Genomic DNA, 25,029 nt, shown 5'->3' with positions numbered 1-25,029 from the left:
GATGTCCGGCAGCAACTTCAGCCTCACAGGAGCTACTCATGCAGAAGTACGAAGCATCCGTCATTGACGTTTTCGCAGATGATCTGTACAGCCGAGCCGGCACGATCGTCGCCATTAGTACCTTGATCTACGGTTCCATCGGACTCGCGGCGGGGTACTTTGCCTTCAAGGGGCTGGGGGCGACGCTGGGTGTCCTGATTGGCGCCGGACTGGGCTTCTATCTGGGTCAGCAGAAGGCGTTCATCCTGAAGCTTCAGGCACAGACCGCCTTGTGCCAGGCCCAGATCGAGCGGAACACCCGCTCGAAGGAGCAGGGGGCCCGTATGCCAGAGATCACGAAGGCCAGCGACCCCGCTCAAGCAGCTGCCACCACCATGGGCACGTGTTCGAGCTGCAAGGCCCGTATCCCCACGCACAGCAAGACGTGCCCCAACTGCATGGCCTCGTTCAGCCCTGGCAGTGCCTGGCAGGTAATGCCGTAGGCGCGCCTTGCTAGCAGCAGAACGCGTCCCAGACCGCCTGTTTCACCTCGCCCACCTATGGACAAGCACATCGACGATGAGGAGTACCTCAGAGGTCTCCTTCGCAGGATCGGACAGAGCGATGAGCGTGCCCTGGGCGAGTTAATGCCAAAGTTCAATGTGATCATCGCTCGCTTCGCCTGGAACAAGTTGCGATCGGAAGAGGACGCCGAGGAAGTCGTCGTTGACACGTTCGAGGCAGTCTGGAAGTCGGCCAAGTCGTTTGAGGGGCGCTCCACGGTATCGACGTGGATCTTTGGCATAGCAGAGCGCCGAGTCCTGATGAAACTCAGGTCGAGGCGACGGCATGAGGATCAAGTCGACATCGATGAAGTCACGGAGCCGCTCGTCAGCGAGTACATGGGGCCGGCTGAGATCGTCCTGGCCAAGGAACGGGACGACTTCTTCAAAGACTGTGTCTCCAAACTCACCACAGCGCATCGCGACTGCCTGATGCTGCAGTTGGAGGTCGGCCTGACAGACGCACAGATCGCTGAGGTGATTGCCATATCGCTTGGCACGATCAAGACGCGACTGCATCACGCAAAGCTCAACGTGACCCGCTGCGTTCGGCGAAAGCTCGGACTCTCGGATAAGCCGTAGGAGCCAAACATGAACGAGAACACCTTGAATCAGATGAATGCCTACATCGCAGGGTCACTCGATGAGGCTGGGCGGCGAGACTTGGAGAACCGCATGAGCCAAGACGAGCAACTGCGCAGCCAGTTCGAATACTTGAAGCTGGTTGCCAAGGGCCTGCAAGACTACATCCCCACCCCAGACCCGAACGTCGGCGTGGAGAGGGCCTTGCGGCGCATTCATGCTAAGTCCGCAGAGGCGCCTGGACCGTCACTGGTGGACCGGGTGATCGGGCTCATTCCGCAGTGGCTCCGGGAGCCAAGAGGACTAGTGTTCGCGAGCGTGGCCGTGATCGCAACCCAGTTTGCGTTGATTGGACACCTGGTGCTGGACCGGGGCGAGGACTATTCCAATGTGCGTGCGACGGCCACGCGACCCGCGCCTCCCGGTCCGTTCATCAAGGTGAGCTTTCGCACGGACACTACCGAGAAGGACATGCGATTCCTTGTGGTGGGTTTGGGCGCGACCATCGTTGGTGGACCGACCCAACTGGGTGACTACTACTTGTTCCTGGAGCCCGGCAAGACAGACTGGGCAGCTCAGCAACTTCGCCATAGTCAGTTCGTGGATGCCGTCACCGTGATCGCCGCATTGCCCGCGGTGAAAGAGTGATGCCCAGGCTGTGCGGCATTCTGTTGGCGCTTGCCACCATGATCTGGGTCGGCCAGGCCCAGGCGCAGGAACGCCGCCTTGCCCTAGTGATCGGCAACTCGGCATATCGGACCGAGCCGCTCAAGAATCCTGCGAACGACGCTCGGGCAGTTGCAGCATCTCTGCGCAAGCTCGGCTTTCGGGTCATTCACCACGAGGACACCTCGTTCAGGGATCTCATCTCGGCGCTGCAGGAGTTCTCGATCCAGGCGCGGCTTCACGACGTGCGCGTCTTCTACTACGCAGGCCATGGCGCTCAGGTCCGTGGACGCAACTTCCTGCTTCCCGTGGATGCCGATCTTCAGAGCGAAGAGGAGGTGCAGCGCAAGAGCGCGGATGTCGCTGATTTGCTCGAGCGCCTGAGCGAACTGCGCGGCGGGATGAATGTGCTGATTCTCGATGCCTGTCGCAACAACCCGTTCCTCAATCAGCCGGCCGTGGACGCAGCGGGACGGCGCTTCCGCACCCGCTCTCTGGCCAAGCCTGGACTGGCCAAGGTTGATGCGCCCAATGGCACTCTGATCGCGTACTCCACAGCGCCCGGCGCTGTGTCCCTGGACACCAGCAATGAGCCGCATAGCGTCTTCACCAAGCACTTGCTGTCGGGGTTGCCCGTGCCGGGGCAGACGGTCGAGACGCTCTTCAAGCGTGTTCGCATCGCTGTCGCTAGAGAGACCCAGCAGCTTCAAGTCCCCTGGGAGGCCAGCAGTCTGATGGGCGACTTCTGCTTTGCATCGGACCCTCAAGGTCGATGCGGTCAGTAGTCGCAGATTAGTGTTAGCCCTAGGCTGAAAAGGGCGGCGACCCGCACCTCACAGACACCAATTGCCAACGCCGCATGTCGCGGCGGTTGGCGGTGGGTCTACTACATGAGGTGAAACATGATCGTCCAACAAAACTGGGCTGCGGCGTCTCCGTACGCGCCGCGGCTGGCGTGGCTCGGGTCGAGCCCTTCATCCTGGGCCCTGGCCCTGGTTGCTCTGTGGCGATGGGGACGCTACGCACTTTTCGCGCTGGTGTTGCTTCTGGCCGCAGCGTGCGGTGGCGGCGGCGGCGGCGATGAACCAGAGCCGGCGGCGCCATCGACTGCTCCCAGCGTGTCTCAAGTCAACCCGAGTTCGGTCATTGGCTCCAGCCGAGAGCAGGAGATCTCGATCTCGGGGACGAATCTTTCGGGGCAGGCCAGCATCTCGCTGTCTTGGCGGGGCGTTGTGAACTACCGCCTACCCTCCGCCCAGATCTCGTTTGACAGCAGCAACCTGCTGCGCATCCGCGTCACCACTATGGAGGACGCTGATGACTGGACCGTGACCATCACCAATCCCGATGGTCAGTCGACGCAAGCGCAATTCCGGGTGGTCGATCCCCGCCTCATCCCGCTGGAGGTCACAGCGCCGGTGAAAGGAGCCTACCGCGTGACCGCGGCCGACAACATCGCCTGCAACAACGCCATTGGGCTGTGGACTCTGTGCCAGCATGGAACCGGCTATCACCGCGACGCCGGCGGCATCTCTGGCTCCAATGACGCACTGGCCTGGGACATCAACCTGCCAGATGATCTGGATGCGGGGCAACCCGTGTTTGCAGTCGCTGCGGGTCGCGTGGTGAGCTACGCGGGCACGGTGGCGCCGGGAGCGGTGTCGGGCGCGGTACTGATCGAGCATCAGTCGGGTGATCTGACATGGTGGAGCGGCTACCTGCACATGTCGGATGTGGAGGTCGTCGAGGGCCAGGAGGTGACGTCCCTGACGCGAATAGGTCGCATCGGCAATGCCTGCGACTGCGGTGTCGTGCCCAACCATCTGCACTTCGTCATCTACTACGGGCACAACTCGGCCGGCCAACTGAAGTCTCGCCAGGCCACGTTTATGGAGCGCACGTCCAGTGCAGCGTCTGGCCAGATCGTGATCGGAGACTCGACCGGAGTCCTGCGAGTCGTCGATCCGGTCTCTCGCCAGACCAGGACGATCGGAGCGATGGGGGTGGTGATGACCGACATAGCCTTGTCGCCCTCGGGAGTGCTCTATGGCGTCACCAGCAATGACCTGTATCGAATCGATCTGCAGACCGCTCAGACCACCTACATCGGCAGCCATCGAGCGAGCCTGGTAGCGCTGACGTTTCGCAGGGACGGCACGCTCATGGGTGCAGGTGGAGACCGGTTAGTGACCGTTGACGTGGCGACGGCGCGCGCCACGGAGGTGGGGCGCATGACACGCACGGCTCTCGGTGACCTTGAGTTCACCGCGGCCGGGGACCTGTACATGACCGCAACCTCTGGCGAACTGGTCAGGCTGGATCCCTCAACGGCCGCCACCACGGTCATCGGACCGGTTGGGTACTCGGGGCTGTACGGCCTGGCCACTGCGGTACTGGACAGCTTCTACTCCTTCTCTGGTGCCCGACTCCTTCGCATCGACGCACGAACGGGGGAGGCCGAGGTTCTCTTCGATGCCGGCACCTTTGAGGTGTGGGGCGCCACAACCATTCAGTAAGTCGAGCGTGGCAACTGCCTGACCCACCCCAAAGCCCGCACATTGGCGGCGGGGTGGGTCGTTCAAACTGCAAGTGCTGGAGGTGAGCCCCATGGTGCCTAAGCTGAAACCGCGCCTCATCCTGATCGAGGATGACGATGGGCGCATCAAGGCGTTCCAACGCTGGCTTGAGGGTACTGAGTTCGTGCTGGTCGTCGCCCGCTCAGGCGGCCAGGCGATGGGCATGCTGCTCCAGGGCGCCAAGGGCGTGGCGGGCGTGCTGCTGGATCACGATCTGTCGGACGCTCTCCTGACAACGACGGACTCGATGCTTTCGGCAAGTCATCTGGTGCCGTTGATTCAGCGCAGCGTTCCGCGCTGGGTCCCGGTGCTGATTCACAGCCACAACATGAGCAAGCCAGCGGTCATGCAGCGCTCATTGGAGAGTGCGGGATTCAGCGTGACACGCGCTCGCTTTGCGCTCCTGGAACGTGAGCCCGCGCGATTTGCACGTTGGCTGGAAGACGTTCGCGACTGTTGGGAGTCAGAGGAAGACTGACACTTGCGTTCCCAACCATGAGCCCTCCCGGCGGAAGGTTCCGGGCTCGGCGAGGCACGATTCGACTCCCGCCGATCCCAGGTTTGTCGACGTTGAGATTGGGTGATCAGCAGGACTCTGCCGAGCGGCGGTTCATGGCGAGATACAACGTTCGGCCTAGACGCGGCTCAGCTTGCCTATGTGGGGGACAGAGTTTCGGGTCTTGGGCGATGCGCGGCCCGAGTCTTTCGCGGACACGGCAGGGGCCGAAAGACTCGTCGCGCGGTTGATGGTGCGCGAGGACGGCAATATATTGCGACTGATGCAGAACGCGTCTTCAAACGTCTCTTTGCCTAGTTGGCACCAGAGAGCTCGAGGAGTTCATCGGCCGCTTCGACGTCCGTGAAAACCGCTCCGAACGACAAGAGACGGTTGGCTGCGCCGCGACTGAGGGAGTACTGGTCCAGTACTGGTAGTGCGTGAATTGGCGCAGTTGCACGCGGACTCTAGAACTACTTGCTACGGATTCCCGGGGGCAGCGCAGGCCATCCCGACGGACTTTGTTTGTCGCGGCCCGGCTGGCGCAGTCGAATCCGGAGATTCCGACGGACTTTCCCGTAGGCGCCTGGTTATGAAGAATCAACGACTTAGCGGTGCCATTCCCGACGGACTTCATTTGTTCCCGTCATGCCTGACTTTGGGGGCCGAAGGGCGTCGGGCTGCGCGATGGCATGGCGTTCCGGGTGATCGCGGGTGCGCATGCGGATCCAACGCGGGTTACGGAAGAGACGGTGCCGATTCAAGGAACCAGCCGCACCATCGCGATGTCTGTCGTCAGACCCGTGCGCCACGATCCCGCGGCGACGATGCGGCCGTCGGGCTGAACGATCAGGTCGTTGGCGCTTTCGTTGCCGCCGAAGAAGGGCACGTGCAGCACACCGCCGCTGCCGAAGCCGGCATCGGGTGCGCCATCGGAGGCGTAACGCAGCAGCGCGAAGCTCGGCGGCACAGGCAGCGGGTTGGAGACCTGAGCCGCTACGATGATCTTGCCGTCGCGTTGCACCGCCACCGCTCGCGCATAGTCGTCTAGGGGCCCGACGTCGCTGCGCACGATGCCGTGGCTGCCGAAGCTGGCGTCGAGGCTGCCATCGGCATTCAGCCGCACGACCAAGATGTCGGCATAGGTACTGCGCGCTGCCACCAGCAGCACCAGCTTGCCATCGGCCTGGAGTGCCACGTCCAACGCTTCGTCCGAGCTCGGGCTGTAGGCCGGGTTGCGGCCGAAACCGGGCTCGATCGTGCCGTCGGGCGCGAGGCGCGTGAACAAGGTGTCTTCGGTCGGCGTGTTGTCCTGGCTCGTGCGGCCCGCGACGAAGATGCGACCGTCAGGCTGCAGCGCAGCCGCGAACGCAAAGTCGCGCGGCAGTGCGTCGGCGAGCACCGCGCCGCTTTGGCCGAAGCTCGCATCGAGTGCGCCATCCACCGTCAGCCGCACGACCGCGATGTCGTTGTTGGCCTGGCCGAGCGGGCCGTTCAACGGCGTGGCCTGGCCGACGAGCACGACGCGGCCATCGGCCTGCACCAGCACGCGGCTGGCGCTCTCGCCCACGCCGGTCAGGCGGAAGGTGGCCATGCCGCCACTGCCGAAGCTCGTGTCGCGCGTGCCGTCCGCGTTCAGCCGTGCGGCGGCCATCTGGTAGAACGGCGGCGACATCGCCGGCTGCAAGATTCGTCCGGCGACGACGATGCGATCGTCCGCGCCCACCGCCAAGTCGGCCACGTCGGCGCCGAGGCCGGTGAGCAGGTTGTCCACTTTGCCGAAGCCGGCGTCCAGCCGCCCGTCGGGGTGGAAGCGCACCAGACTCACGCCGTTGGTGGCGAGGATGTGGCCGGTGGATTGGCGCGCGATGGCGCGCGCGCCACCGGGCAGGCCCGCAGTCACCTTGCCGAGGGTGCCGAAGCTGGTGTCGATGCCGGTCGCCGCCACCGGTGGATCGCAAACCACCTGGAGCGTATTGACATTGGACTGCATCACGCCGGTGGCCGGGCCGCTCAGCCTGCACTGCTGAAACGGTTGTCCCGGCATCGCCACGATGCGGATGTCGTAGGCAGCACCCGGCGCATAGCGCCAGGGCATCGTGAAGCTGCCGTCGGCCGCTACCGCCAGTTGCACGACCTGCGTGCGGTCGTACAACACAAGACCGGGTCCTTGCAGTCCGCTCGCCGTGCCGCCCAGCTGGAAGGTCACCGGCGGCGGCAGCGGCTGGTCGTCATCGTGGATCGTCAGCACGGCCTCGGCCAGCGCGCCGAGCGCAGCGCAGCCGCGCGGCTCGGCCAGGCGCAGCAGCACGGTCTCGTCGAACTCGGCCACGTCATCCAAGCGCGGCTGGATGCGCACGGTGCGCCGCGTCTGTCCGTCGCGAAAGCGCACGCGCTGGGTGGCGTCCACATAGTCGGCGGTCGCGCTCGCGCTGCCTTCGGTGGTCTGCAACAGCACGCTGACCTCGCCGTTGGTGCCGCCTTCGCGCACCAGCGTCACCAGCGCGCCCGGGCCGGGCAGCTCCATCGTGTTGAGTTCCGCGCGCTCGAAGGCGATCGTGCCGCGCGCCGGATCGGCCGCACCGGTGCAGGCTGGCGTGGGGTCCACGTCGGGCAGGCGCGGCAGCCGCGCCGTCATTGGCACCGCCTGCAGGCCCGTGGTGCGCAACTCGGCGCCGCCCACCTGGCCGGGGTCACGGAAGAAGGCATGTGCCGACGATTCACGCTGGCGGAAGTCGTAGGCTTGCACGTCGATCGTCGCGTCCACCAGGATCGCTTCGCCGACCTTCACGTCGTCGAGCGGCACCTTGATGACCATTGGCTTGGTCAGAAGGGCGTAGGTGAGCATGCCGTCGTTGGCGTTCGTCGTGACCTCGAAGTCGCGCGCTTCCCAGGACTGCTCGAATATCGCGTCGCTCGCGAACCAATCGAAGGCGTTGCGGCTGCCGAAGACCTCCACCTCGGCGGCGGCCCGCTTCAGGAGGACACGCCCGCTCGCGAGCGAGTTGCCCAACCTTTCGGCGTTGAAGTGGAATACGACCCAGGCGCTCAGGGCGTGGTCGCAATGCAGCACGATGCCGTCCGGTGCCGGGCGCTTGATCTTGCCGACGATCTCCGGCCTGCCGGTGGTCGGGTTGTCCTGCCAGACGTCGTGCTCATCGAAAATCATCGATATCGGGCAGTCGTTGTCGCCGGCCGCCTCAGGGTTGGCGTCGAAGGCCTGAACGATGACGTTGTTCACCACGTACTCGAGCGTTGCGCCTTCGGTCTGCTTGACGAACATCTGCTGCTGACTGAAAACGGTGCCGGCGCCGATCGGCGGCTCAGGGCCGGTGAAGCCCGAGGGCGACTCGGCCGCGGCCCAGTAGGTCATGCCCGAGGCGCTGGAGAAGATTTCGTGATGGGGCGTGATGTCGAAGCGCGGCGGCTGCAGGTAGTAGGCGCCGAGCTGTGCACTGTCCTGCACCTCCCCGCCGCTGTTGTGATCCACCGGGGTGCTGCTCGCCTCCTTGCTGAAGCGGCCGAGGTAGCGCTTGAACTCCCATTGGCGGTAGATGCCAGTCGTCTGCAAGGGCGGCACAGGCTGGGCCTGGGGCGCGGGATCGCCGCCACCACCACCGCAGGCGACCAGCAACGAACTCATCAACAGCACGAGCGCCCAGCACGGGGCTCTGCGAACGCACTCATTCCACACGGTGAATCCCTTCCCTCGCCGGGCCTCGGCCCAGTGCCACAAGTTGATCGGCAGCAGCAGCAGGTGCAACGTGAGCACCGGCACCAGTGCCGCTGCGATGCCGTAACCGATGAACGCCAGGTTGGTCGCCACCGCGAGCGGACGCATCGCGCGCGCCTCGCGGCAAGCAAATGTCGCGACCATGAGCGCGGCGGCCAGCCAGCCCAGCACATCGGGGTTCGACATGGCGACGGCTCCTTCTCGTTCAACGTTCGATGCAAACGTTGTCGACACGGAAGACCTGCGCGCCAATCGTCACCTGGTCGATACCGCCTTGCGTCGAGCGCACGGCCAGCGTGCCCGCGTGCCAGAGGCTGTCGGCGCCGCTGGGCACCAACTCGGCCTTGGCCTCAGCCCGCCACGAGGTTCCCTGCCCCATCGTGCGACCGTTGACCTTGCTGAAAAGGCCTTCGAAGTCGTGCTTCTCGCCATTGACCTCGATGAACGAGGGTCGCTTGCCGTCTGGCCCGGGCTGGTGCGCGAACTTCATGCGCACCGAGCGCACGCGTTCGCTGGGCACGATCTGCATCGCCACCTGCGAGCCGTGGAGTTCAGGCCGCTGGCCACCTGCGATCTGCTGGTCCTGCAGGCGCAGGAACTGCCGGTCGGCATTGGCCGCCACGAAGGGCTGGCCGTTCACGATCAGCGGGCGGATGCGCACCGTGCCGATGTCGATCGGCACGTCGATATTCACGCCCCAACTCGAGTCGGCAGCGAGCTTGCTGAAGTCGTAGCACTTCTCGGCGGCGAGTGCGGGGCCGTGGATCAGCGCCAGGGCCGCCGCGAGAGAGAGCAATGAAGTGCGGTGCATGGTTTCGTTCCTTCGTGCCCGAGCAATATTGCGTCGGTACTTGCAGGAACGAGCTCCTGTCGGCCAGCCGGACACCGCCGCGCCGGCACCCCTAGAGCTTGGGGGTCGCCGAAGGGTGAGCCAGCCGTTCTGCCGTCAGCGCCAGCGGGTGGCCCGGACCGCCGGCAGCACGGATGTGCGTGTGAGCGGCTTGGGCATCGCTGCGGAAGCCGGCGTCGTCGCCCGAGGCACGACGGATGGCGGCGCGCAGCAGCAGGTCCTCACCGACGAACAGGCTGGCCTCGCGATCGATGGCAGCGCGCTCGGACAGCGCCAGTGCAAGCTGCGCAGCATCCAGCGCCTGCGGCAGAAGCCGCTGTGCAAGGGCCAGTTCAGCAAACGCACGATGCAGCGCTCGCCTGGACAAATCTCGCGAGGGTGGGTCATCCGGTTGTGGTGCGGCGTCGAGGGTCGTGCGCGCCAGATCGAGGAGCAGCGCAGCTTCGCCCAGGCGCCCGCTACGTCGGGCCCATTCCGCTCGCGTGACCAGGTAGCGGTGGGCGGCAAAGCGGCGTTCGGCGACCAAGGGTCCGAAATGGCCGGCGGCGCGTTCCAGCGAGGCGCGCGCCGCGGCGAGCTGCCCCAGCGCAAGCTGCGCCTGCGCGGCCTGCAAGGCCACATAGGGCCCTTCGGACCGCAGGTCCAGGCCCGACAGCCCGGCCTCCAAGGCTTTCAGCAGGCGCAGCGCTTCCTCGGCGCGACCGTGAACCAGCAGGCCCAGCGCGTAGTGATAGCGCTGATTCACGGAGCGATCGGCGCCAGAAGGATCGAAACGGCCATCGCCCGCGAAGTCGCGCAGCGCCTGAGCTGTCTGCCCGCCGTCGCGGCGGGCCATCGCCAGCAGGAACCATGTTGCCCTGTGGTTGTTGCCGAGATCGCGACCGATTCGCTCCCGAACCTCCAAGCTCTCGCGCGCGGCGGCCACGGCGGCGGCAAACCGGCCAAGTTCGAAGCGCGAGCGCCCGACTTCGTGCAGCAGTGTCGCGACAAGATCGGTCTCGGTGCGCCCGGCCGCACGCTCGAGAGCGAGCGCCTCTTCACCCAGCCCCAGAGCACGCAGAAGATTGCCGGCACGGCGCTCGACCACCGCCTCATCCAACAGACATCCCGCGCCGGGAACAGGTTCCGGATCGACGATGCGCTGCAGCGCCTCGCGGCCCTCGATCACCAGCTGCCGGGCGGGCTCGATCTGCCCGGCCAGTGCACGCTCGCGCGCGCGCATGCACAGCACACGCGCCACGCCGGCGTGTGCGCCGTCCTCGCGCATCAGCGCCTCGGCCTCGCCCCACAGCTCGCGCGCACGTCCCGCCTCGTCAATCCAGCGCATGCGGTTGCCGGCGTCTGCGAGCAGATCGGCGCGCACCACGGGGTCGTTGCGATACTGCTTGCGCACCATCGTCACCGCGAGCTCAATCTGCGCCACCGCCTCGGCATGAGGCACCTTTTGCGCCGCGTCGGTCAGGAGGAAGTCGGACATGCTCGCCTGGCCCTCGGCAATGCGGCGTGCCAACTGCGCCGCTGAAGCCTGGCGGTCAGCGCGTTCGCGTTCGGCCACGGCCGCGTCACGCTGTTGGCGCGCCAGCTGGGCTTGCCAAAGTGCGAGAGCGGTGCCCGCCAGCAGCGAGGCAATCACCGCCGCGCCGGCCGCTGCCGGCAGGCGGTGGCGGCGCATGGCCGTGCGCAGGCGATAGCCCGCGCTGTCCGGCCGCGCCAGCACGGGGCGGTGCTCCAGGTGGCGCTCGATGTCTTCGGCCAGCGCCGCCGCGGTGCTGTAGCGATCGCTCGGCTCCTTCTTGAGCGCTTTGAGAACGATGGTGTCCAGGTCACCGAGCAGCGCCTTGCGTCGAGCCCGCGGCGCCAGGCTGCTCGGGCGCGGCGTCTCGGCGTGCAGGATCGCCTCTTCGAGCGCGGCACGCGTGTCGCGCTTGAGCTGATACGGCCGCTGCCCCGCCAGCAGCTCGAACAGCACGACCCCCAGCGCGTAGACATCGGCCGCAGTGCCGATCGGCTTGCCGAGGATCTGCTCCGGCGCCGCATAGTCCGGCGTCAGCGCGCGGCCGGACTGTTGCGTCAGTTCGGTCTCTTGCGCCTGGCCCTGATCGAGCAATTTGGCGATGCCGAAGTCCAGCAACTTGGCTTGCCCGTCGGTGGTGACGAGGATGTTGCTCGGTTTCAGGTCGCGGTGCACGACGAGATGCGCGTGCGCGTGGGCCACCGCGCGCGCCACCTGCAGGAACAGCCGCAGCCGCGCCGGAACATCCAGCGCCCGGCGCTCGCACCAGGCATCAAGGCGCTCGCCCTCGACGTGCTCGAGCGCAAGGTAGGGTTGACCGTCTGCCGCCACGCCAGCGTCGTAGAGGCGCGCGATGTTCAGGTGCTCGAGCGTGGCAAGGATCTCGCGCTCGCGTGCCATGCGTTCGGCAAGCCCGGCTCGGCGCCAGGCCCCATGCGGCAGCTTGAGCGCGACCTGGCGACCCTGCAGCATGTCGGTGCGCTCGGCCAGCCAGACGCTGGCCATGCCGCCGCTGCCGAGCTCGCGGATCAGCCGATACGGGCCGATGCGTTCGGGGGGCGACGCGGTGCCTTCGGGGGGCCGAGCGAACTGGCCAGTTTCGACCTTGGGCAGGGTGTCGAGAAGCCGCCCCACCGTGGCGGGTGGGGCCGTGCTCGCGTCGGCGGCGTGGGTGAGCAGGCGTCGCAGCCGGGGCTTGAGCTGGGCGTGTCGGACCTCGTCGAGCGCATCGATCCAGCTCAGCCGGTCAGCCGGCGGTAGCGCCAGAGCTTCGTCGAGCAGCTCGCGCAACCGCGCCCATTCGGGCGGCGAGAGCTTGAAAGCGTCGTCCATACTCAGGCGCTGCGACAACGGCTCGGCGGTGCCTTGATCTACTTCAACGCCTCGGCAAGGAACAGCCGCGCTTGCTCCCAGTCGCGCCGCACGGTACGGTCGGTCACGCCCAACGCCGCGGCGATCTCCAGGTCCGTCAGACCACCGAAGTAACGCAGTTCGACCACCTGTGCCATGCGCGCATCAACCTCGGCCATTTCCTGCAGGGCCTCGTGCACCCGCAGGATGTGTTCTTCCTCGGCGGGCAGCGCATCGGCGACGTCGCCGGTCAGCGTGAGATGCGCCACCTCGCCGCCGTGCCGCTCGGTCTGTCGCTGCCGCACCATGTCGACGATGATCGATCGCATCGCCTTGCCCGCATAAACGAGAAAGCGCGGCCGATCCGGAAACGACGCCGAGCTGTTGCGGCTCAACTTGAGGTAGGTCTCGTGTACCAGAGCGGTGGTGTCGAGCACGGTGTTGCGGCCTCCGCCGCGCAGTCGTGAGCGCGCCAGGCGGCGCAGCTCGGGATAGGCCGCGGCAAAGGCTTCGTCGACGGGTAGCTCGGCTTCCGGGTTGTCGGTCATGGGCCGCTCCAAGCCAAAGTCGTTGCGCAAGCCCCAGGACTGCGCGGCAGCAGTATGCAACTACTGCCTGGCTAGTGTGAACCTCGCTGCAGTGGCTTCATGCGGTCAGTGAGTCATGTCCAACTTCGGCTGTGCCGGCACTTGCTGACGCTGGGGACCACTGACCCGAAGGTGTGCTGTGGGTCGAGCGCGCTAGGTGGCGAGGGACTTCTTGCTGGTAAGCCGACTTCCAGGACTGAATGCCCGAAAGCCGCCCGCGGTGCCTGGGTCGCGGCCGGAGGTCCTACGGCGTCCGTGTCCCGTAGAAGGTAGCCGCCCAAGGCGACACCGTGCGCGCAAGTAAACTGCCTCGGTCGTCCAAATGACGGCGTCAATGGCATCAAATGGAAGAGCAGTCACTCAGGCAGCGCGCGGTGACCATTGTTCTGGGGCCTGCGGGGCCGGTGCGCGTTCGCACATCGATGACCTTGATCCCATTCGTTGTCTTCGTGCTGTTCGCCTTCGTGCAGCACGGCGAGGTGATGCTCGGCCTGGTCGATCTCACCGAGTCGAACTGGCTCACTGCGTTCAATCTCGGCGGCAGTTCCCTGTTCTACCTCCTGGTCCGTACGCGCCTGTCGGAGCGACTCTCACGCGACCCGTTCCTGACGCTGCCGCAGATCTTGTTTCCGATCTGCTCGATCGCCTGGTCATATGCCATCACCGGGCCCGCACGCGGGGCGGTCATTGCGATCATGGTGGTCACCATCGTGTTCGGCATGTTCGCCCTGGATCCGAAGATGGCGCCGCGTCTGGCATTGCTGGCCTTCTCGGCGCTGGCGGGCGTGATGGCATGGCGGGGCGCAACCGCGCCGGAGCGATATCCCCCGGTGGTCGAGTCCGTGCACGCGCTGTTCGCCGCGATCGTGATGGGCGCGACCGCGGTGGTGGTGATCCGCATCGGTCGGCTGCGTGCGCGGTTGGCGGAACAGAAGCGGGAACTGGCCGATGCACTGTCTTTGAACCAGGAACTGGCAACTCGAGACCCTTTGACGGGCCTGTTGAATCGCCGAGCGATGGTCGAGTTGCTGGCTCGCGAGCACGCCCGCAGCGCGCGCGGTCATGGCCCACTTTCGATCGCTTTGCTGGACATCGACTGGTTCAAGCGCGTCAACGACTCCCTGGGCCACGGTGCGGGCGACGACGTGCTGCGGCGCTTTGCCACCGGGGTCCAGTCTCAACTGCGCACCGTCGATGGGCTTGCACGTTGGGGCGGCGAGGAGTTTCTGGTGGTGATGCCCGGCACCGCGCTGGACGACGCGCTGATCGTTCTGGAACGCCTGCGCGCTGCGATTGCCCGAGGCGGGTTCGATGTGATTGCTCCTGCCTTGGCGATCACGTTCTCGGCCGGGTTGGTTCAACTGCACACAGGCGAGTCCCAGGACGCTGCCATCGATCGTGCCGACAGGGCACTTTACAAAGCCAAGAAAGCCGGGCGCGATCGGGTCGAGACCGCCTGACGGCACCAGGCCGCTATGCCAGCACAGCAGGGCTTAGCCATGCCAAAGCGCGCGCTTGGGTTTCTCCGCAATTGGATCTTGCGAGGTTCAGGTTGTGGCCGACAACAGCCATCGAGCATCTCCGCAGGCAGCGGACATCGGCTGTCGCAGCGACCAGTTCTGAAGTTCGGGCGCCGAGCGCAACCACGGCTGGTGCGTCTCCCTGAGCAGCTGTCGCCGACAAGTCCTGGAGGCATCTCCCAATCATGACGAACGAGAGTTCGCGTCGATTTGCGAGCTTGTTGTCACCCGAGAGCCTGCTCGACAGCACCTGGAGCATCGCTGTGCGGTTCTCCAGCCGATCGCGCGAAGGCCACCTGCCTGGAAGGCGGCCATGTCGCTTGTCCCAGGAGTACGGCTTCTCATCCTGGCCAACTCACAAGAGCGCCGCCCGAGTTGCCTCTGCTCGGTCCTTCCGCTGTGCGGGCGAGCACCTCGCTCGCACTCAAGGCATCGAGCACCGTGAGATTTCGCATGGATGTCCAGTGCGCGGAAGGGCCCGCGCGCCAGGGCACCAGTCCACTCGCAGCGAGCAACGGGTACGATCCGCCGCGTTCCACAGCGTACGACCGAGGCATTGACCGTCGGCGCCACGCAAGAGAACGTTCTCTCCTCAATTCTTGGCAACTGCTTGAGGAGCGCCGACCGGACTTCGGTCGGCGTTTTTCTTTCAGCGGGCATCGACTCGCGATTGTGCTGGTTGCTCGGCCGCTGTTGGTGGCGATCCGCCTCTCAGATCCTGCCGGCCAGACCCATGCCCATGCGATCCATTGCATGCCGAACGGCTTGCTTGAGCACCTTCGCCCTGAGGTCGAGCTTGTCGATGCACTGCCCGTTCATGACACCCGCCAGCCCGTGCATGGTGGACCAGATGTACAGCGCATCGAGTTCGACCGTCTCGCGCAGGGCGGCGGATTCGCCATGCATGCGCCGCAGCACGCCGCGAAGCACGTCGAACGCGTGGGTGGCCTCGCGGGCCAGGTCCGCCTGCTCCGCCGACTCGGGCCAGGTGGTGCTGAACATCAGGCGGTACTCCAGCGGGTGCCGCCGGGCATAGTCGAGGTACTGGAGTCCGAGCGATTCGAGATCGCGCTCGGGATCATCGAAGTGCTCGCGAGCGTCCAGATGCGCGGCAAAGCGCTGGAAGCAGCGGCGCATCACCTCGGCCAGCAGGTGATCGCGGCTGGGGTAGTGCTTGTACGGCGCCTGGTGCGACACGCCGAGCTTGCGCGACACCTCGCGCAGGCTCAGGTTCTCGATGCCGTGCTCGGCGATGACCTCCTGGGCGGCCACGATGCAGGCGTCGCGCAGTTCCAGCGGTGGCGGGTTGGCGGTCTTCTGGCGGGGCATGCGGTGTTCGTGCGCGATGGATGTCGCGGCCGAAACTACCACAGGCGCGTCATGCCGCCGGCCGGCTCACCGGGCGAGCCTGGTGTGCCGTCATTCCCTTCATCACCTGCGTGATGACCATCACCTGCGCCCAGCGCGGCAGCGGGGCCAACGACCAGCCCAGCAGCTTGGACAGCCATCCCGGCCGCACCGTGGTCTTGCGGCCGAGCGCCTGCATCGTGACGCGCGCCACCACTTCGGCGGGCAATGCCTGGGCCATCTGCATGTTGGCGCGCGCCGCGAAGCCCGTCAGGATGGGGCCGGGCGCCGAGGCGATCACGTCCACGCCCAGCGGTGCCCACTCCACGCGCAGACCCTCGGCCAGCGTCTGCACATAGGCCTTGGTGGCCGCGTAGTGGGCCGCGCGCGGTGTGCCGTGGAAGGCCAGCAGGGAGCTCATGAAGACCACGCCTCCGCGGCCGCGCTGGGCAAAGCGCTTCCCGAAGTGCCAGGCCTGCGCCATGACCGACGTGCAGTTCAGATCGGCCATCTCGGATTCCACGCCCAGATCGGCCTCGAGCAGCGGCCCCGATGTGCCGAAGCCCGCGGCGGCCACGAGCAGGCCGACGTCCAGCGCGGCGGTGCTGTCGGCGAGCCGATGCACCGCTTCGAGGTCTGCCAGGTCGAGCGCCATCACCCGGCACTGCACACCGTGGGACTGCTGCAACTCGGCGGCGAGGGCCTGCAGCACGGGTTCACGGCGTGCCACCAGCACCAGGTTCAGCCCACTGGCAGCGAGCTGGCGCGCGAATGCCCGCCCGATGCCGTCGCTGGCGCCCGTGACCACCGCCCACGGGCCATAACGATGGGCGGTGCGCGAAGTGCTGGCGCTCACTGGGCCCTCCGAATGTCACAGGGGCCCATCGGCATGCGGGCGGGCAGGTCTTTCCAGGGCGGGCGAGGCCCGCTGACAGCGATGAGGAGCATCCCGGTTCTCCAGTTGCGGCAGAGTTGACAGTGTCAACAACTGTAGGAAGAATGGTAGACACTGTCAACACCTAAGCCCATCCGAGCGGCAATCCCATGCCCCATCGATTCCAGTCCCTGGTGGCCGGCGCGGCCACGCTCGGCCTGCTCAGCGGATGCGCGCCCTTCAATCACGTCGGTCCCGACAGCCCGGTGGCATTGCCGGCCGTGCAGGCCATGGATCCGCGACCGCGCATCGCGCTGGTGCTCAGCAGCGGGGGGCCGCGCGGCTATGCGCACATCGGCGTGATGCGCGTGCTGGAAGAGGCCGGGATCGAGGTCGACCTGGTGGTGGGCAGCAGCGTGGGCTCCTTGCTCGGGGCGTTCTGGGCCGACGGGCGCTCGGCCGTCGAGCTCGACGCGCTCTCGAGGGAGGGCGGCCCGCTCACGCTGTTCGATCTCTCGCCCTTTGCCGACCGCGGCTGGATCCACGGCCAGCGCCTGCAGGACTACGTCAACTCGCGCCTGGTGCATCGCCGCATCGAGCAGATGCCGCGCAGGCTGGTGGTGGGCGTCACGCGGCGCGACGACAAGGCGCCGGTGTTCTTCACCAGCGGCAATGCTGGCGTGGCGGTGCGTGCTTCCAGTGCCGTGCCAGGCATCATTTCGCCCGTGGGCATCCAGGGCACCGAGTACGAGGATGGCGACGAATCACTGCCGCTGGCCGTGCGCGCCGCACGACAGGCCGGCGCCCGCTTCGTCATCGCGGTGGACGTGACGCCCCGGCCGGAGACAGCGCCTCCCGGCGCATCGGCATCGCAGCGCGAGCGCGTGATCCGGCGCGGCGAGCGCATTGCGCCCGAGGCCGCGCTGGCGGATTACCTGATCCATGCCGAACTGGAGTTTGCGGCCTCGCCGCTGCCGAGCTACTTCCAGTACGCGCGCAGCGCGGGCGAGCACAGTGCGCGCCGGCACCTGCCGCAGCTGCTGGCCGGGCTGCAGCGTGCTGGGCTCGTGCCGCGGCCGACGAGTGCCGCCCCATGAGGCCATGCCGCGGGTCCACCGGGGCCACACGGTCAGCTCATCCCGCCTGATGCAGTGTTCCGTCCGGACGTTCTACCGGCACTCAGGGACTCGGAGCTGCCGCGGGATCGCTTGAGCAGCACGCGCGCCCAGGCCAAAGCGGATTGGCGCGATCTGCTGGCCCGAGCGGTCAGGAGGCCGCTGGCGGCGAACTCGGCGTCACGGCCTTGGGAGGCTGGGTGCCGTCGGACTTGCGGCGCTTTCTGCCGCTTGCCGTCTTTCTGACTTGTTTGGCAGAAATGGTCTTCTTGCCGACACGCTTCTTCTTTGACAGAGCCATCTCGATCCTTTTGAGTTGAGGGGCTGAGGATACATGCGGCACGGAGGCCGGGCCTTGGTCATGTGTCCCTGGGCCAAGTCATCTCCGAACCCGGGTGCGATCTCGGTTCTGCATACTGTCCTCTGACTGCCATCGTGTCGCCGCTCTCGGTGATGAACGACGGCGAGTCCGCGGAGATTGCGCTGGTGGGCAACGATGGCGTGCTGGGCATCACACTGTTCATGGGAGGCAACTCCACCACGAGCCGGGCCGTCGTCCAAAGCGCGAATGCGATCGGCTCATGCCGCCGGCGCCCCGAACGAACTCCTGACCCGCGAAGGCCCGGTGGCTGGTGCCGCCACGCTGGCGTCACACGCTCAGGTCTCGGGGTCGAGAACCCGGTCGTCTTCCGGGTCGTCCGGGATCGCGGCGGGGACCGGGCCCGTGTCGGGTTCGACTGGCATCGAGCCCGGCACGGGTTCATCGGGCACGTCATGCACCGGATGGTGCTTGTGGGGGCTGGCGCCGGGCATGGCGGTCTCCAGGGTGGCTCGGAAGGCTCCACGTTGGCGCTGCAAAGCCGAACGGTCTGTGCGTCGGCGCACGGACGATCCGAGGGCCAGGCCGGACGATCCGATCGGTCGCACCCACAACGGGCCGGACCTCCCCACCTGGACCTGCAGTGCAGCACCTCGCCAGTTCATGACCAAGATCCGCACCGGGCAGGCGCCTGCCCCGTTGACGCGAGCGCAGTTCCAGGAACGCTTCCAGGTCCGCTTCTACGACCCTGCGTTCGACGGCGAACGTGAGGCCATCGCGCGGCTGGAGGCGATCGCCTGGGATGCCTTGCAGGAAGGCCGCAAGGCGCCGTTCACCCGGCCGGCCGGCCGCGGCTTCGCCGACCCCACCTACGAGGTGTCGCTGCAGTGGCTGGACACCCGCAAGCGCCTGAAGGCAGCGCAGAAGCTCTGGGGCGACAGTGCCGCACCCTCGCGCGTGCTGCTGGTCTGCGGCAGCGCACGCAATGACGGCACCTGTCCGGGCGAGGTATCGAAGACCTGGCGCCTGACCGAGATGGCACAGCGCGTCGTCGAGCGTGCCGGCATGCAGGCCGATGTGCTGGACCTGAGCCTCGTCACCTCGGAGTACGGCCGCAACATCCATCCGTGCAAGGGCTGCGTCTCGAGCGCGATGCCGCTGTGCCACTGGCCCTGCAGCTGTTACCCGAACCACGCGCTGAACCAGGCCGACGACTGGATGGCCGAGATCTACGAACGCTGGGTGGCCGCCCACGCGGTGATCATCCTGGCGCCGACCTACTGGTACCAGTCGCCGAGCCCGCTGAAGCTGATGATCGACCGCCTGGTCTGTGCGGATGGTGGCAACCCCGATCCGACGACGACCCACGGCAAGCACGTGGCCGAGGCCAAGCGCATCGAGCAGCAGGGCTGGGACTACCCCAAGCACCTGGCCGGCCGGGCCTATGGCGTCGTGGTGCACGGAGACGTCGCCGGCGTCGAGGCGCACCGCCGCAACCTCACCGACTGGCTGGAATGGATGGGGCTGATCGATGCCGGCGCCGCCGCCAAGCTCGACCGCTACATCGGCTACTACGAGCCCTACTACAACAGCCACGACGCGCTCGACAAGGACAGGGCCGTGCAGGAAGAAGCACGCAATGTCGCCCGCTCGGTGGTCCGGGCCGTCACCGAGTTGCGCGCCGGGCGGCTGAGCCAGCCTGACAAGCAGGTCAAGTGGCCACGCACGAAGTGAGCCGCCATCCACGCCATCGAAAGGAATCACCATGACCGAGAAGTCTGCGAGCGTTCTGTGGGCAGGTGCCGGCAAGAAGGGCCAGGGCAAGATCAGCACCGAGTCCGGGGCGCTGATGGACCACCCCTACGGCTTTGCCAGCCGTTTCGGCGACGACCGCCGCGGCACGAACCCCGAAGAGATTCTGGGTGCCGCGCATGCCGCCTGCTTCACGATGGCGTTCTCGTTTGCCTGCGACAAGGCGGGCTTTGCGACCACCACGGCCGACACGCAGGCCCACGTGCGATTGTCCGCACAGGGCGAAGGCTTCGTGATCGACCGGATCTCGCTGCGCCTGAATGCCGTCGTGCCCGGCCTCGACGAAGCCCGCTTCCAGGAGATCGCCGCGTCTGCCAAGCGCGACTGCCCGCTGTCCAAGGCCTTGGCAAGCGTTCCCGAGATCAGCCTGGTGGCCACCCTCGAAAAGGGTTCACTGCCCTGAGCCTTGCGGCCAGACTTCATTCGCAACGTGCACTCGAGGCCCGGTCTTAACGCTTGCCCCACAGCTGTTCCAGCCGCGCATCGCGGCCGCAACTGGAACGGTAGTAGGCATAGCGCACCGGATTCTTCTTGTAGTAGTCCTGGTGGTAGGCCTCGGCCGGGTAGAAGGTGGTCGCGGGCAAGACGGCCGTGACGATCGGTTCCTTGAAGGGCTTGGCCTTTTCGAGAGCATCCAGCGACTGCTTCACCACAGCGGCCTGCTGGGCGTCGTGGGTGAAGATCGCCGTGCGGTAGGGGGAGCCGACATCGCAGAACTGGCGGTCCCGGGTCGTCGGGTCGATGGTGCGCCAGAAGTGGTCGACGAGTGCGGCATAGCTCACCTTCGCCGGATCGAAGACGATCTCGACCGCTTCGGCGTGGCCCGTGGTCTTCGACGACACCTGCTCGTAGCTGGGGTTGGCCACGGTACCGCCGATGTAGCCCGAGGTCGTCGACAACACGCCGGGGACCTTGTCGAAATCGGCCTCGACGCACCAGAAGCAACCTCCGGCGAACGTCGCCTTGGCCGTGGTCTGTGCCAGAGCCGGAGCGGCAACAGCCAGCGCCGACGCAAGCCCCAGCAGGCTCGCAAGCGCACGCAGACTGGCGAAAGGGCGCTTCACGTGGCCGCCGGCACGAACTTGAGCGCCACGCCGTTGTTGCAGTAGCGCTTGCCGCTGGGCCGCGGGCCGTCGTCGAAGACATGGCCCTGGTGGCCCTCGCAGCGTGCGCAGTGGTACTCGGTGCGCGGCAGGATCATCTTGAAGTCGGTCTTCAGGGCCAGCGCGCCGGGCAACGGGGTGTGGAAGCTGGGCCAGCCTGTGCCGCTCTCGTACTTGGCTTCCGAAGAGAACAGCGGCAAGTCGCAGCCTGCGCAGTGGAAGGCACCCTTGCGCTTCTCTGCGTTCAGCGCGCTGCTGCCCGGGGCTTCAGTGCCTTCCTGACGCAGCACACGGAAAGCGGCCGGCGACAGCCGCTGCTTCCACTCGGCTTCGCTCAGGCGCAGCACGGCAGGGCCGGCCACTGCATCGGTGGCGCTGGCGGCGGTGACCTTGGCCCCAAGGCCGAACAGCGAAAGGACGCTCATGATGTGACGGCGGTTCATGGTGTGGACGGGGGGGCGCAATGACGAAGGGTAGTCAATAGTCGTTGCCGAAGCGCCGATCTTTCACAGAGAGCACTATGGCGTGAGGGAATGCGCCCTTCTGTACCGCCAAGCCACTGGCCATTCCACGCGGTGTGCCTCGGACGCCATTGAGCCTTCGGCAACGCGTCACCTCGGCTCACCGCTGGCGGCGAGGCCAGCGAGTCGAGTGATGGCCGACTGGCCTACACTGACCACGCTGCCGGAGAGTAGCCAGCGGAGTTTCGACTTTTCTGGTTCGTGCCCCTTCACTCGGCGCGAGCCGGCGCCCCGGCAGCACCTATCTCAGGACCGTTGCTTCGAGCTCTCGCGGAGCGTGATCGGCCAACGGCCGGCTGAACGGGAGGTTCAGTGCTTCGCGCACCTTGTCGACCGCATCGCCTTCCTGGGCGCGGTTCGTGTAGCGCGTGTGCGCGAATCCCTTGGTCTCGCGCAGCGGCACGTCCCTGACCCAGTTGCCGAAGCAATCTGCGACCGGTCCTGCCACCGGATCTCCGTTGATCAGCCCTTTGTGCGGGAAATAGAGATTCGTCCAGCGCGTCAGCGCGAACAAGCCGCCGTGGTGCGGAACCAGCACCGAGCGGCTCCTCGACTTGTCATCGTGATCCGGGTAGGCGTGGGTGAACGTGAAGACTCGCTTGATCGGTCCCCGACCATCCTCGGTCTGCGGAGGGCAGGTGGGCATCGAGCGCTCGCGCACCAGGTCGGCGAACTCCGTCTTCGAATCGAGCTTCAGCAGCCATCGGGCGTGGGCGAGCGGCGAGCCCACGGTGACGAAGTCGCTGATGCGCCACTTGAAGCCGTTGCGGCGGTATTCCATCCAAGCCGCGTGCTGCATCGCCTGCACCTTGTCGATGGCGACTGGCGCCGGAGTGGGTGAGGTCGACAGCGGAGGCACTGGAGGCACCGAGGCGTTCGAAGGCCGCGCATTGAGCAAACCCTCAAGCGCTGCGAGGGCGCGGCTGGTGGTGACTGGCAGATCTTCACGATCGCGCGCGCGCCGGCCCCAGGCATGGCTGAGGATGTCGTAAGCGATCACGCTGCCCAGGCTGTGGCCATAGACCACGATGCGCCCATAGCGGCCGTTGTCATGAAGCGCGTCGAGCAGCTTCGCGCCAGCCTCTCGAATCTCCTGGCGGCGCGAAATGTTGTCCGCGTGTGGCTCCAGGTAGCGCGCGGCGTCGCCGGCGTAGCCGATGACGTATTCGTCGCGTATCGCCTTGAAGGCGAAGGTGGCGATGGCCGGCAAGCCCACGAGCAGGCCGCCGCCAACCCCCTTGAGCCATCCTGGGATGTCCAAGGTCATCAGCCAGATGAACGCCACCGCTGCAAGAGCGCCGGCAACTCGGATCAGCCAGACGATCCGGATCAGTGTCTTCGGGATCTTCGAGTTCCCGGCAAGGATCAGCCGCAGCACCCAGCCGTAGACCTGTGCCAAGGTGGTGTCGCGGATCAGGTGCGCCCAGTACAGCTCGTAGACGTCGGTCGTGGGCCGTTTGTCCTCGAAGCGCGGTACGGTGGCCATGCGCATCTCGAACAGCGAGGAAACGTGATCCGGTTTGACGAAGAAGCGCTCGCGTGCGTCCTGTCCGAAAACATTGGAGACGAACTCACGCAGCATCTGGCCGGGCCGCTGCTCGCCGATGCCGTGGACCAGGATGACTGCTTGGCGCTCGCGTCGGGCGCTGCGCCAAGCCTGAGACATGACCTTGTAGACGCGCTTCAGCGCGGCCTGCCACACCTGCAGGCTGGCAAAGCGCTGTCCATCGGTGCTCAGCCCGGAGTGCTCGATGCGCAGCCTGCTTCTGCCCCTGGGCCGGGGCGAGATGCGCAGCGCAATCCGGGTCTGCTCGGGAGCATGAATGTCGACAACGAGCTCGTAGTTGCCCGCTGGCGTCGGGCCGTGCTCGATGGCCGGCCAGGCCAGCGCGCAAACGCTGCCCCTGTCCGGCCGCTCGTAGCGTATGACCCTTTGCGAGGGACCCTGCGCCGTTGCATGGGGAAGCCTGGCTTCGAAGCCGAGCACGGGTGCCAGCTCGCAGCCGCTGCCGAGCCAATGGGCCACCACGGACGGGCGGAAGAGGTACTCGGCCACCTCGTTCGCAGGAAATGACAGGCCGAGCCCGACACGAACTGTCGACAAGCTTGCTCGGGTCTCCTCCGCCGCCATGCGCGAGCCCTCCGTCGGCACCTTTTCAGCTTTGAACATTAGCACGCGATCTGAATGCCGGCGCAGACCGTGGCCTCGCTGCAGCGCGCTTGCGCCTGCACACATCGGGCACGGCCAATGCCCACCCAAGCGGCAGGAGGCGTGTCCGCGATGGAGGTCAACCGGGCCCAGCTACGTTGGGGCCGGCGCGCCGGTTTCCGATACCGACTCGAAGGCAGATACCTTTGCACCGTAGAGCCGACCCACTGACGTCGAGCGCCCGGTTCGGGCGTTCGGAAGGTCCTGGTCGAAGAACATCAGGCGAGTCGCTAGACTGGCGGCCGAAACACTCTGCGAGCAACCGACCTGCCCGATGCCAGAGCAATCCGAACACTTCGGCCCTCCCGGTGTCGGCCCATCCTCTGAAAGCACATCAGCAAAGGGGCGTGCGCTCGACATCGCCGCACTCGGCCTCGACGCACGCGATCGTTCCGTGCTGGTCTCGATGACGCGCATGCTCGACGGCCAGGCTGGCCTGCGCCTGCGCTGGGTGGAAGACGTTACCGCCTGCACCACGCTGTTCGTGCCGCACGACTGGTCGCAGTACGTGTCGCCGCCGCGGGTGTTGGTGCGGCTCACGCCACGCGGCGCGACGCCGGCCAGCTCGCCGCGCGGCCTTTCGGTGGACTTGCCGCTGCGGGTCGGCGAGATGACCGGAGTGCTCGAAGCCGCCGCAGCACTGTACGAGCTGGCGCGCGGCGCTGTGCAGCGCGAGCATGCCGGTGTAGCGCTGCATGCACTGCGCGACCTGATGGTCGGGGCCATGCTCGCCGGCGAGCGTCGACGCACGCTGTTCGGCCTGGCCGACGGGCACGGCATGGTCGTCGACTTCCGCACGGGTGAAATCGCGAGCTCGTTGTCACAGGCCGAACTGCTGGCGCGGCCACTGCAGTTGGCCGACCCGCAACGCGCGCCCGCCACCCTGTCGTGGCCGGGTGCGACCCACACCTTGCAGCTGTCGACCTTGCTGTGGGGCATGACGCACGCGCTCATCGACCAGGGAGTCTCGCCGCGCACCATCAATGGCCGCTACCGGCTCACACGTCCGCCCGAGCCTGCGGCCCTCTCGCGCCCGAGCCTGCCACGGCTGGTGGCCACGTGGACGCAGCGCGCCATGAGTGTTGGCGAGGCGGCCGCGGCGAGCCGGCTCTCGGCCTTCGAGATCCTGTGGTTCCTCAGCACGGCTCTGGCGCTGGGCATCGCTGTGCCGGCGACCGGGTGACTGGCGGGCACTACGCAGGGCTGAGCAGTCGAGGCCGAGGAGAGGCCACAGCGACACCGCTCAAGACTCCGGCTGGGCTCCGAAGTTCGGCTGACGTCCCGAGTTCGTCCTTCGCGAACAGGGACTCGTCG

21 protein-coding genes are annotated in these 25,029 nt (G+C 66.5%); 11 read left to right on the top strand and 10 right to left on the bottom strand.

Annotation, left to right across the window (positions count from 1 at the left end; genetic code table 11):
* Positions 1 to 38 precede the first annotated feature (38 nt).
* From HZ992_RS18845 to HZ992_RS18820, 6 genes are all read left to right on the top strand, one after another.
* A complete protein-coding gene (locus tag HZ992_RS18845; protein WP_209383352.1) occupies positions 39 to 482 on the top strand; it encodes a hypothetical protein in 444 nt (147 codons plus the stop codon).
* A gap of 57 nt (positions 483 to 539) precedes the next feature.
* Positions 540 to 1,124, top strand: a complete 585-nt coding sequence (locus tag HZ992_RS18840; protein WP_209383351.1) for an RNA polymerase sigma factor — start codon at positions 540 to 542, stop codon at positions 1,122 to 1,124.
* Between the two features lie 9 nt (positions 1,125 to 1,133).
* The gene (locus HZ992_RS18835; RefSeq protein WP_209383350.1) at positions 1,134 to 1,772 is read left to right on the top strand and encodes an anti-sigma factor; all 639 of its coding nucleotides are present in this window, start codon (positions 1,134 to 1,136) and stop codon (positions 1,770 to 1,772) included.
* Entirely contained in the window at positions 1,772 to 2,575 is an 804-nt protein-coding gene (locus HZ992_RS18830; RefSeq protein WP_209383349.1) for a caspase family protein, read from the top strand. The genes HZ992_RS18835 and HZ992_RS18830 overlap by 1 nt, the downstream gene beginning before the upstream one ends.
* A 117-nt stretch (positions 2,576 to 2,692) precedes the next feature.
* Complete coding sequence (locus HZ992_RS18825) at positions 2,693 to 4,306, top strand: peptidoglycan DD-metalloendopeptidase family protein (protein ID WP_209383348.1); 1,614 nt, start codon at positions 2,693 to 2,695, stop codon at positions 4,304 to 4,306.
* Between the two features lie 91 nt (positions 4,307 to 4,397).
* Positions 4,398 to 4,844 carry a hypothetical protein gene (locus tag HZ992_RS18820; protein WP_209383347.1) on the top strand — a complete coding sequence of 149 codons (447 nt, stop codon included), beginning with the start codon at positions 4,398 to 4,400 and terminating at the stop codon, positions 4,842 to 4,844.
* Positions 4,845 to 5,622: 778 nt separating this feature from the next.
* Here the strand turns inward: HZ992_RS18820 and HZ992_RS18815 are convergent.
* The 4 genes from HZ992_RS18815 to HZ992_RS18800 form a co-directional block, all read right to left on the bottom strand.
* Positions 5,623 to 8,781 carry a Calx-beta domain-containing protein gene (locus HZ992_RS18815; protein WP_209383346.1) on the bottom strand — a complete coding sequence of 1,053 codons (3,159 nt, stop codon included), beginning with the start codon at positions 8,779 to 8,781 and terminating at the stop codon, positions 5,623 to 5,625.
* A 19-nt stretch (positions 8,782 to 8,800) separates the two neighbouring features.
* Positions 8,801 to 9,406 (bottom strand): hypothetical protein, encoded by a 606-nt coding sequence (locus tag HZ992_RS18810; protein ID WP_209383345.1) that lies wholly within the window; start codon positions 9,404 to 9,406, stop codon positions 8,801 to 8,803.
* A gap of 91 nt (positions 9,407 to 9,497) precedes the next feature.
* The gene (locus HZ992_RS18805) at positions 9,498 to 12,290 is read right to left on the bottom strand and encodes a serine/threonine-protein kinase (RefSeq protein WP_209383344.1); all 2,793 of its coding nucleotides are present in this window, start codon (positions 12,288 to 12,290) and stop codon (positions 9,498 to 9,500) included.
* Between the two features lie 38 nt (positions 12,291 to 12,328).
* Positions 12,329 to 12,856 carry an ECF-type sigma factor gene (locus HZ992_RS18800; RefSeq protein ID WP_209383343.1) on the bottom strand — a complete coding sequence of 176 codons (528 nt, stop codon included), beginning with the start codon at positions 12,854 to 12,856 and terminating at the stop codon, positions 12,329 to 12,331.
* A 383-nt stretch (positions 12,857 to 13,239) separates the two neighbouring features.
* On the opposite strand from HZ992_RS18800, the gene HZ992_RS18795 reads away from it, so the two are divergent.
* Positions 13,240 to 14,355, top strand: a complete 1,116-nt coding sequence (locus HZ992_RS18795; RefSeq protein WP_209383342.1) for a GGDEF domain-containing protein — start codon at positions 13,240 to 13,242, stop codon at positions 14,353 to 14,355.
* 771 nt (positions 14,356 to 15,126) lie between these two features.
* On the opposite strand, the gene HZ992_RS18790 is transcribed toward HZ992_RS18795, so the two are convergent.
* Together HZ992_RS18790 and HZ992_RS18785 are read right to left on the bottom strand one after the other, a co-directional pair.
* On the bottom strand, positions 15,127 to 15,744 hold the full coding sequence (locus HZ992_RS18790; RefSeq protein ID WP_209383341.1) for a TetR/AcrR family transcriptional regulator: 618 nt from the start codon (positions 15,742 to 15,744) through the stop codon (positions 15,127 to 15,129).
* A 49-nt stretch (positions 15,745 to 15,793) separates the two neighbouring features.
* Positions 15,794 to 16,618: an SDR family NAD(P)-dependent oxidoreductase gene (locus tag HZ992_RS18785; RefSeq protein ID WP_209383340.1), complete on the bottom strand. Its 825-nt coding sequence runs from the start codon at positions 16,616 to 16,618 to the stop codon at positions 15,794 to 15,796.
* A gap of 188 nt (positions 16,619 to 16,806) precedes the next feature.
* On the opposite strand from HZ992_RS18785, the gene HZ992_RS18780 reads away from it, so the two are divergent.
* The gene (locus tag HZ992_RS18780; protein ID WP_209383339.1) at positions 16,807 to 17,733 is read left to right on the top strand and encodes a patatin-like phospholipase family protein; all 927 of its coding nucleotides are present in this window, start codon (positions 16,807 to 16,809) and stop codon (positions 17,731 to 17,733) included.
* A 675-nt stretch (positions 17,734 to 18,408) separates the two neighbouring features.
* On the opposite strand, the gene HZ992_RS18775 is transcribed toward HZ992_RS18780, so the two are convergent.
* The gene (locus HZ992_RS18775; RefSeq protein WP_209383338.1) at positions 18,409 to 18,564 is read right to left on the bottom strand and encodes a hypothetical protein; all 156 of its coding nucleotides are present in this window, start codon (positions 18,562 to 18,564) and stop codon (positions 18,409 to 18,411) included.
* 169 nt (positions 18,565 to 18,733) lie between these two features.
* Here HZ992_RS18775 and HZ992_RS18770 point away from each other — a divergent pair, with 169 nt between their 5' ends.
* Both HZ992_RS18770 and HZ992_RS18765 read left to right on the top strand, forming a co-directional pair.
* Complete coding sequence (locus tag HZ992_RS18770; RefSeq protein WP_209383337.1) at positions 18,734 to 19,804, top strand: flavodoxin family protein; 1,071 nt, start codon at positions 18,734 to 18,736, stop codon at positions 19,802 to 19,804.
* Positions 19,805 to 19,835: 31 nt separating this feature from the next.
* Positions 19,836 to 20,285, top strand: coding sequence for an OsmC family protein (locus HZ992_RS18765; RefSeq protein WP_209383336.1), 450 nt, complete (start codon positions 19,836 to 19,838; stop codon positions 20,283 to 20,285).
* A 46-nt stretch (positions 20,286 to 20,331) separates the two neighbouring features.
* Here HZ992_RS18765 and msrA read toward each other — a convergent pair whose 3' ends face one another.
* The 3 genes from msrA to HZ992_RS18750 all read right to left on the bottom strand — a co-directional run bounded on the left by msrA (position 20,332) and on the right by HZ992_RS18750 (position 23,676).
* A complete protein-coding gene (gene msrA, locus HZ992_RS18760; protein ID WP_245213114.1) occupies positions 20,332 to 20,946 on the bottom strand; it encodes a peptide-methionine (S)-S-oxide reductase MsrA in 615 nt (204 codons plus the stop codon).
* Positions 20,943 to 21,410: a peptide-methionine (R)-S-oxide reductase MsrB gene (msrB, locus tag HZ992_RS18755; protein WP_245213112.1), complete on the bottom strand. Its 468-nt coding sequence runs from the start codon at positions 21,408 to 21,410 to the stop codon at positions 20,943 to 20,945. The genes msrA and msrB overlap by 4 nt, the downstream gene beginning before the upstream one ends.
* Positions 21,411 to 21,747: 337 nt before the next feature.
* Positions 21,748 to 23,676, bottom strand: a complete 1,929-nt coding sequence (locus tag HZ992_RS18750) for a hypothetical protein (protein WP_209383334.1) — start codon at positions 23,674 to 23,676, stop codon at positions 21,748 to 21,750.
* 433 nt (positions 23,677 to 24,109) lie between these two features.
* On the opposite strand from HZ992_RS18750, the gene HZ992_RS18745 reads away from it, so the two are divergent.
* Positions 24,110 to 24,898: a hypothetical protein gene (locus HZ992_RS18745; RefSeq protein WP_209383333.1), complete on the top strand. Its 789-nt coding sequence runs from the start codon at positions 24,110 to 24,112 to the stop codon at positions 24,896 to 24,898.
* The last annotated feature ends 131 nt before the right edge of the window (positions 24,899 to 25,029 follow it).

The sequence above is a fragment of the Rhizobacter sp. AJA081-3 genome (assembly GCF_017795745.1).
Classification (GTDB): domain Bacteria; phylum Pseudomonadota; class Gammaproteobacteria; order Burkholderiales; family Burkholderiaceae_C; genus Piscinibacter.
Note: the sequence above shows the minus strand (reverse complement) of the source record. Positions and strands in the feature narration are given on the sequence as shown.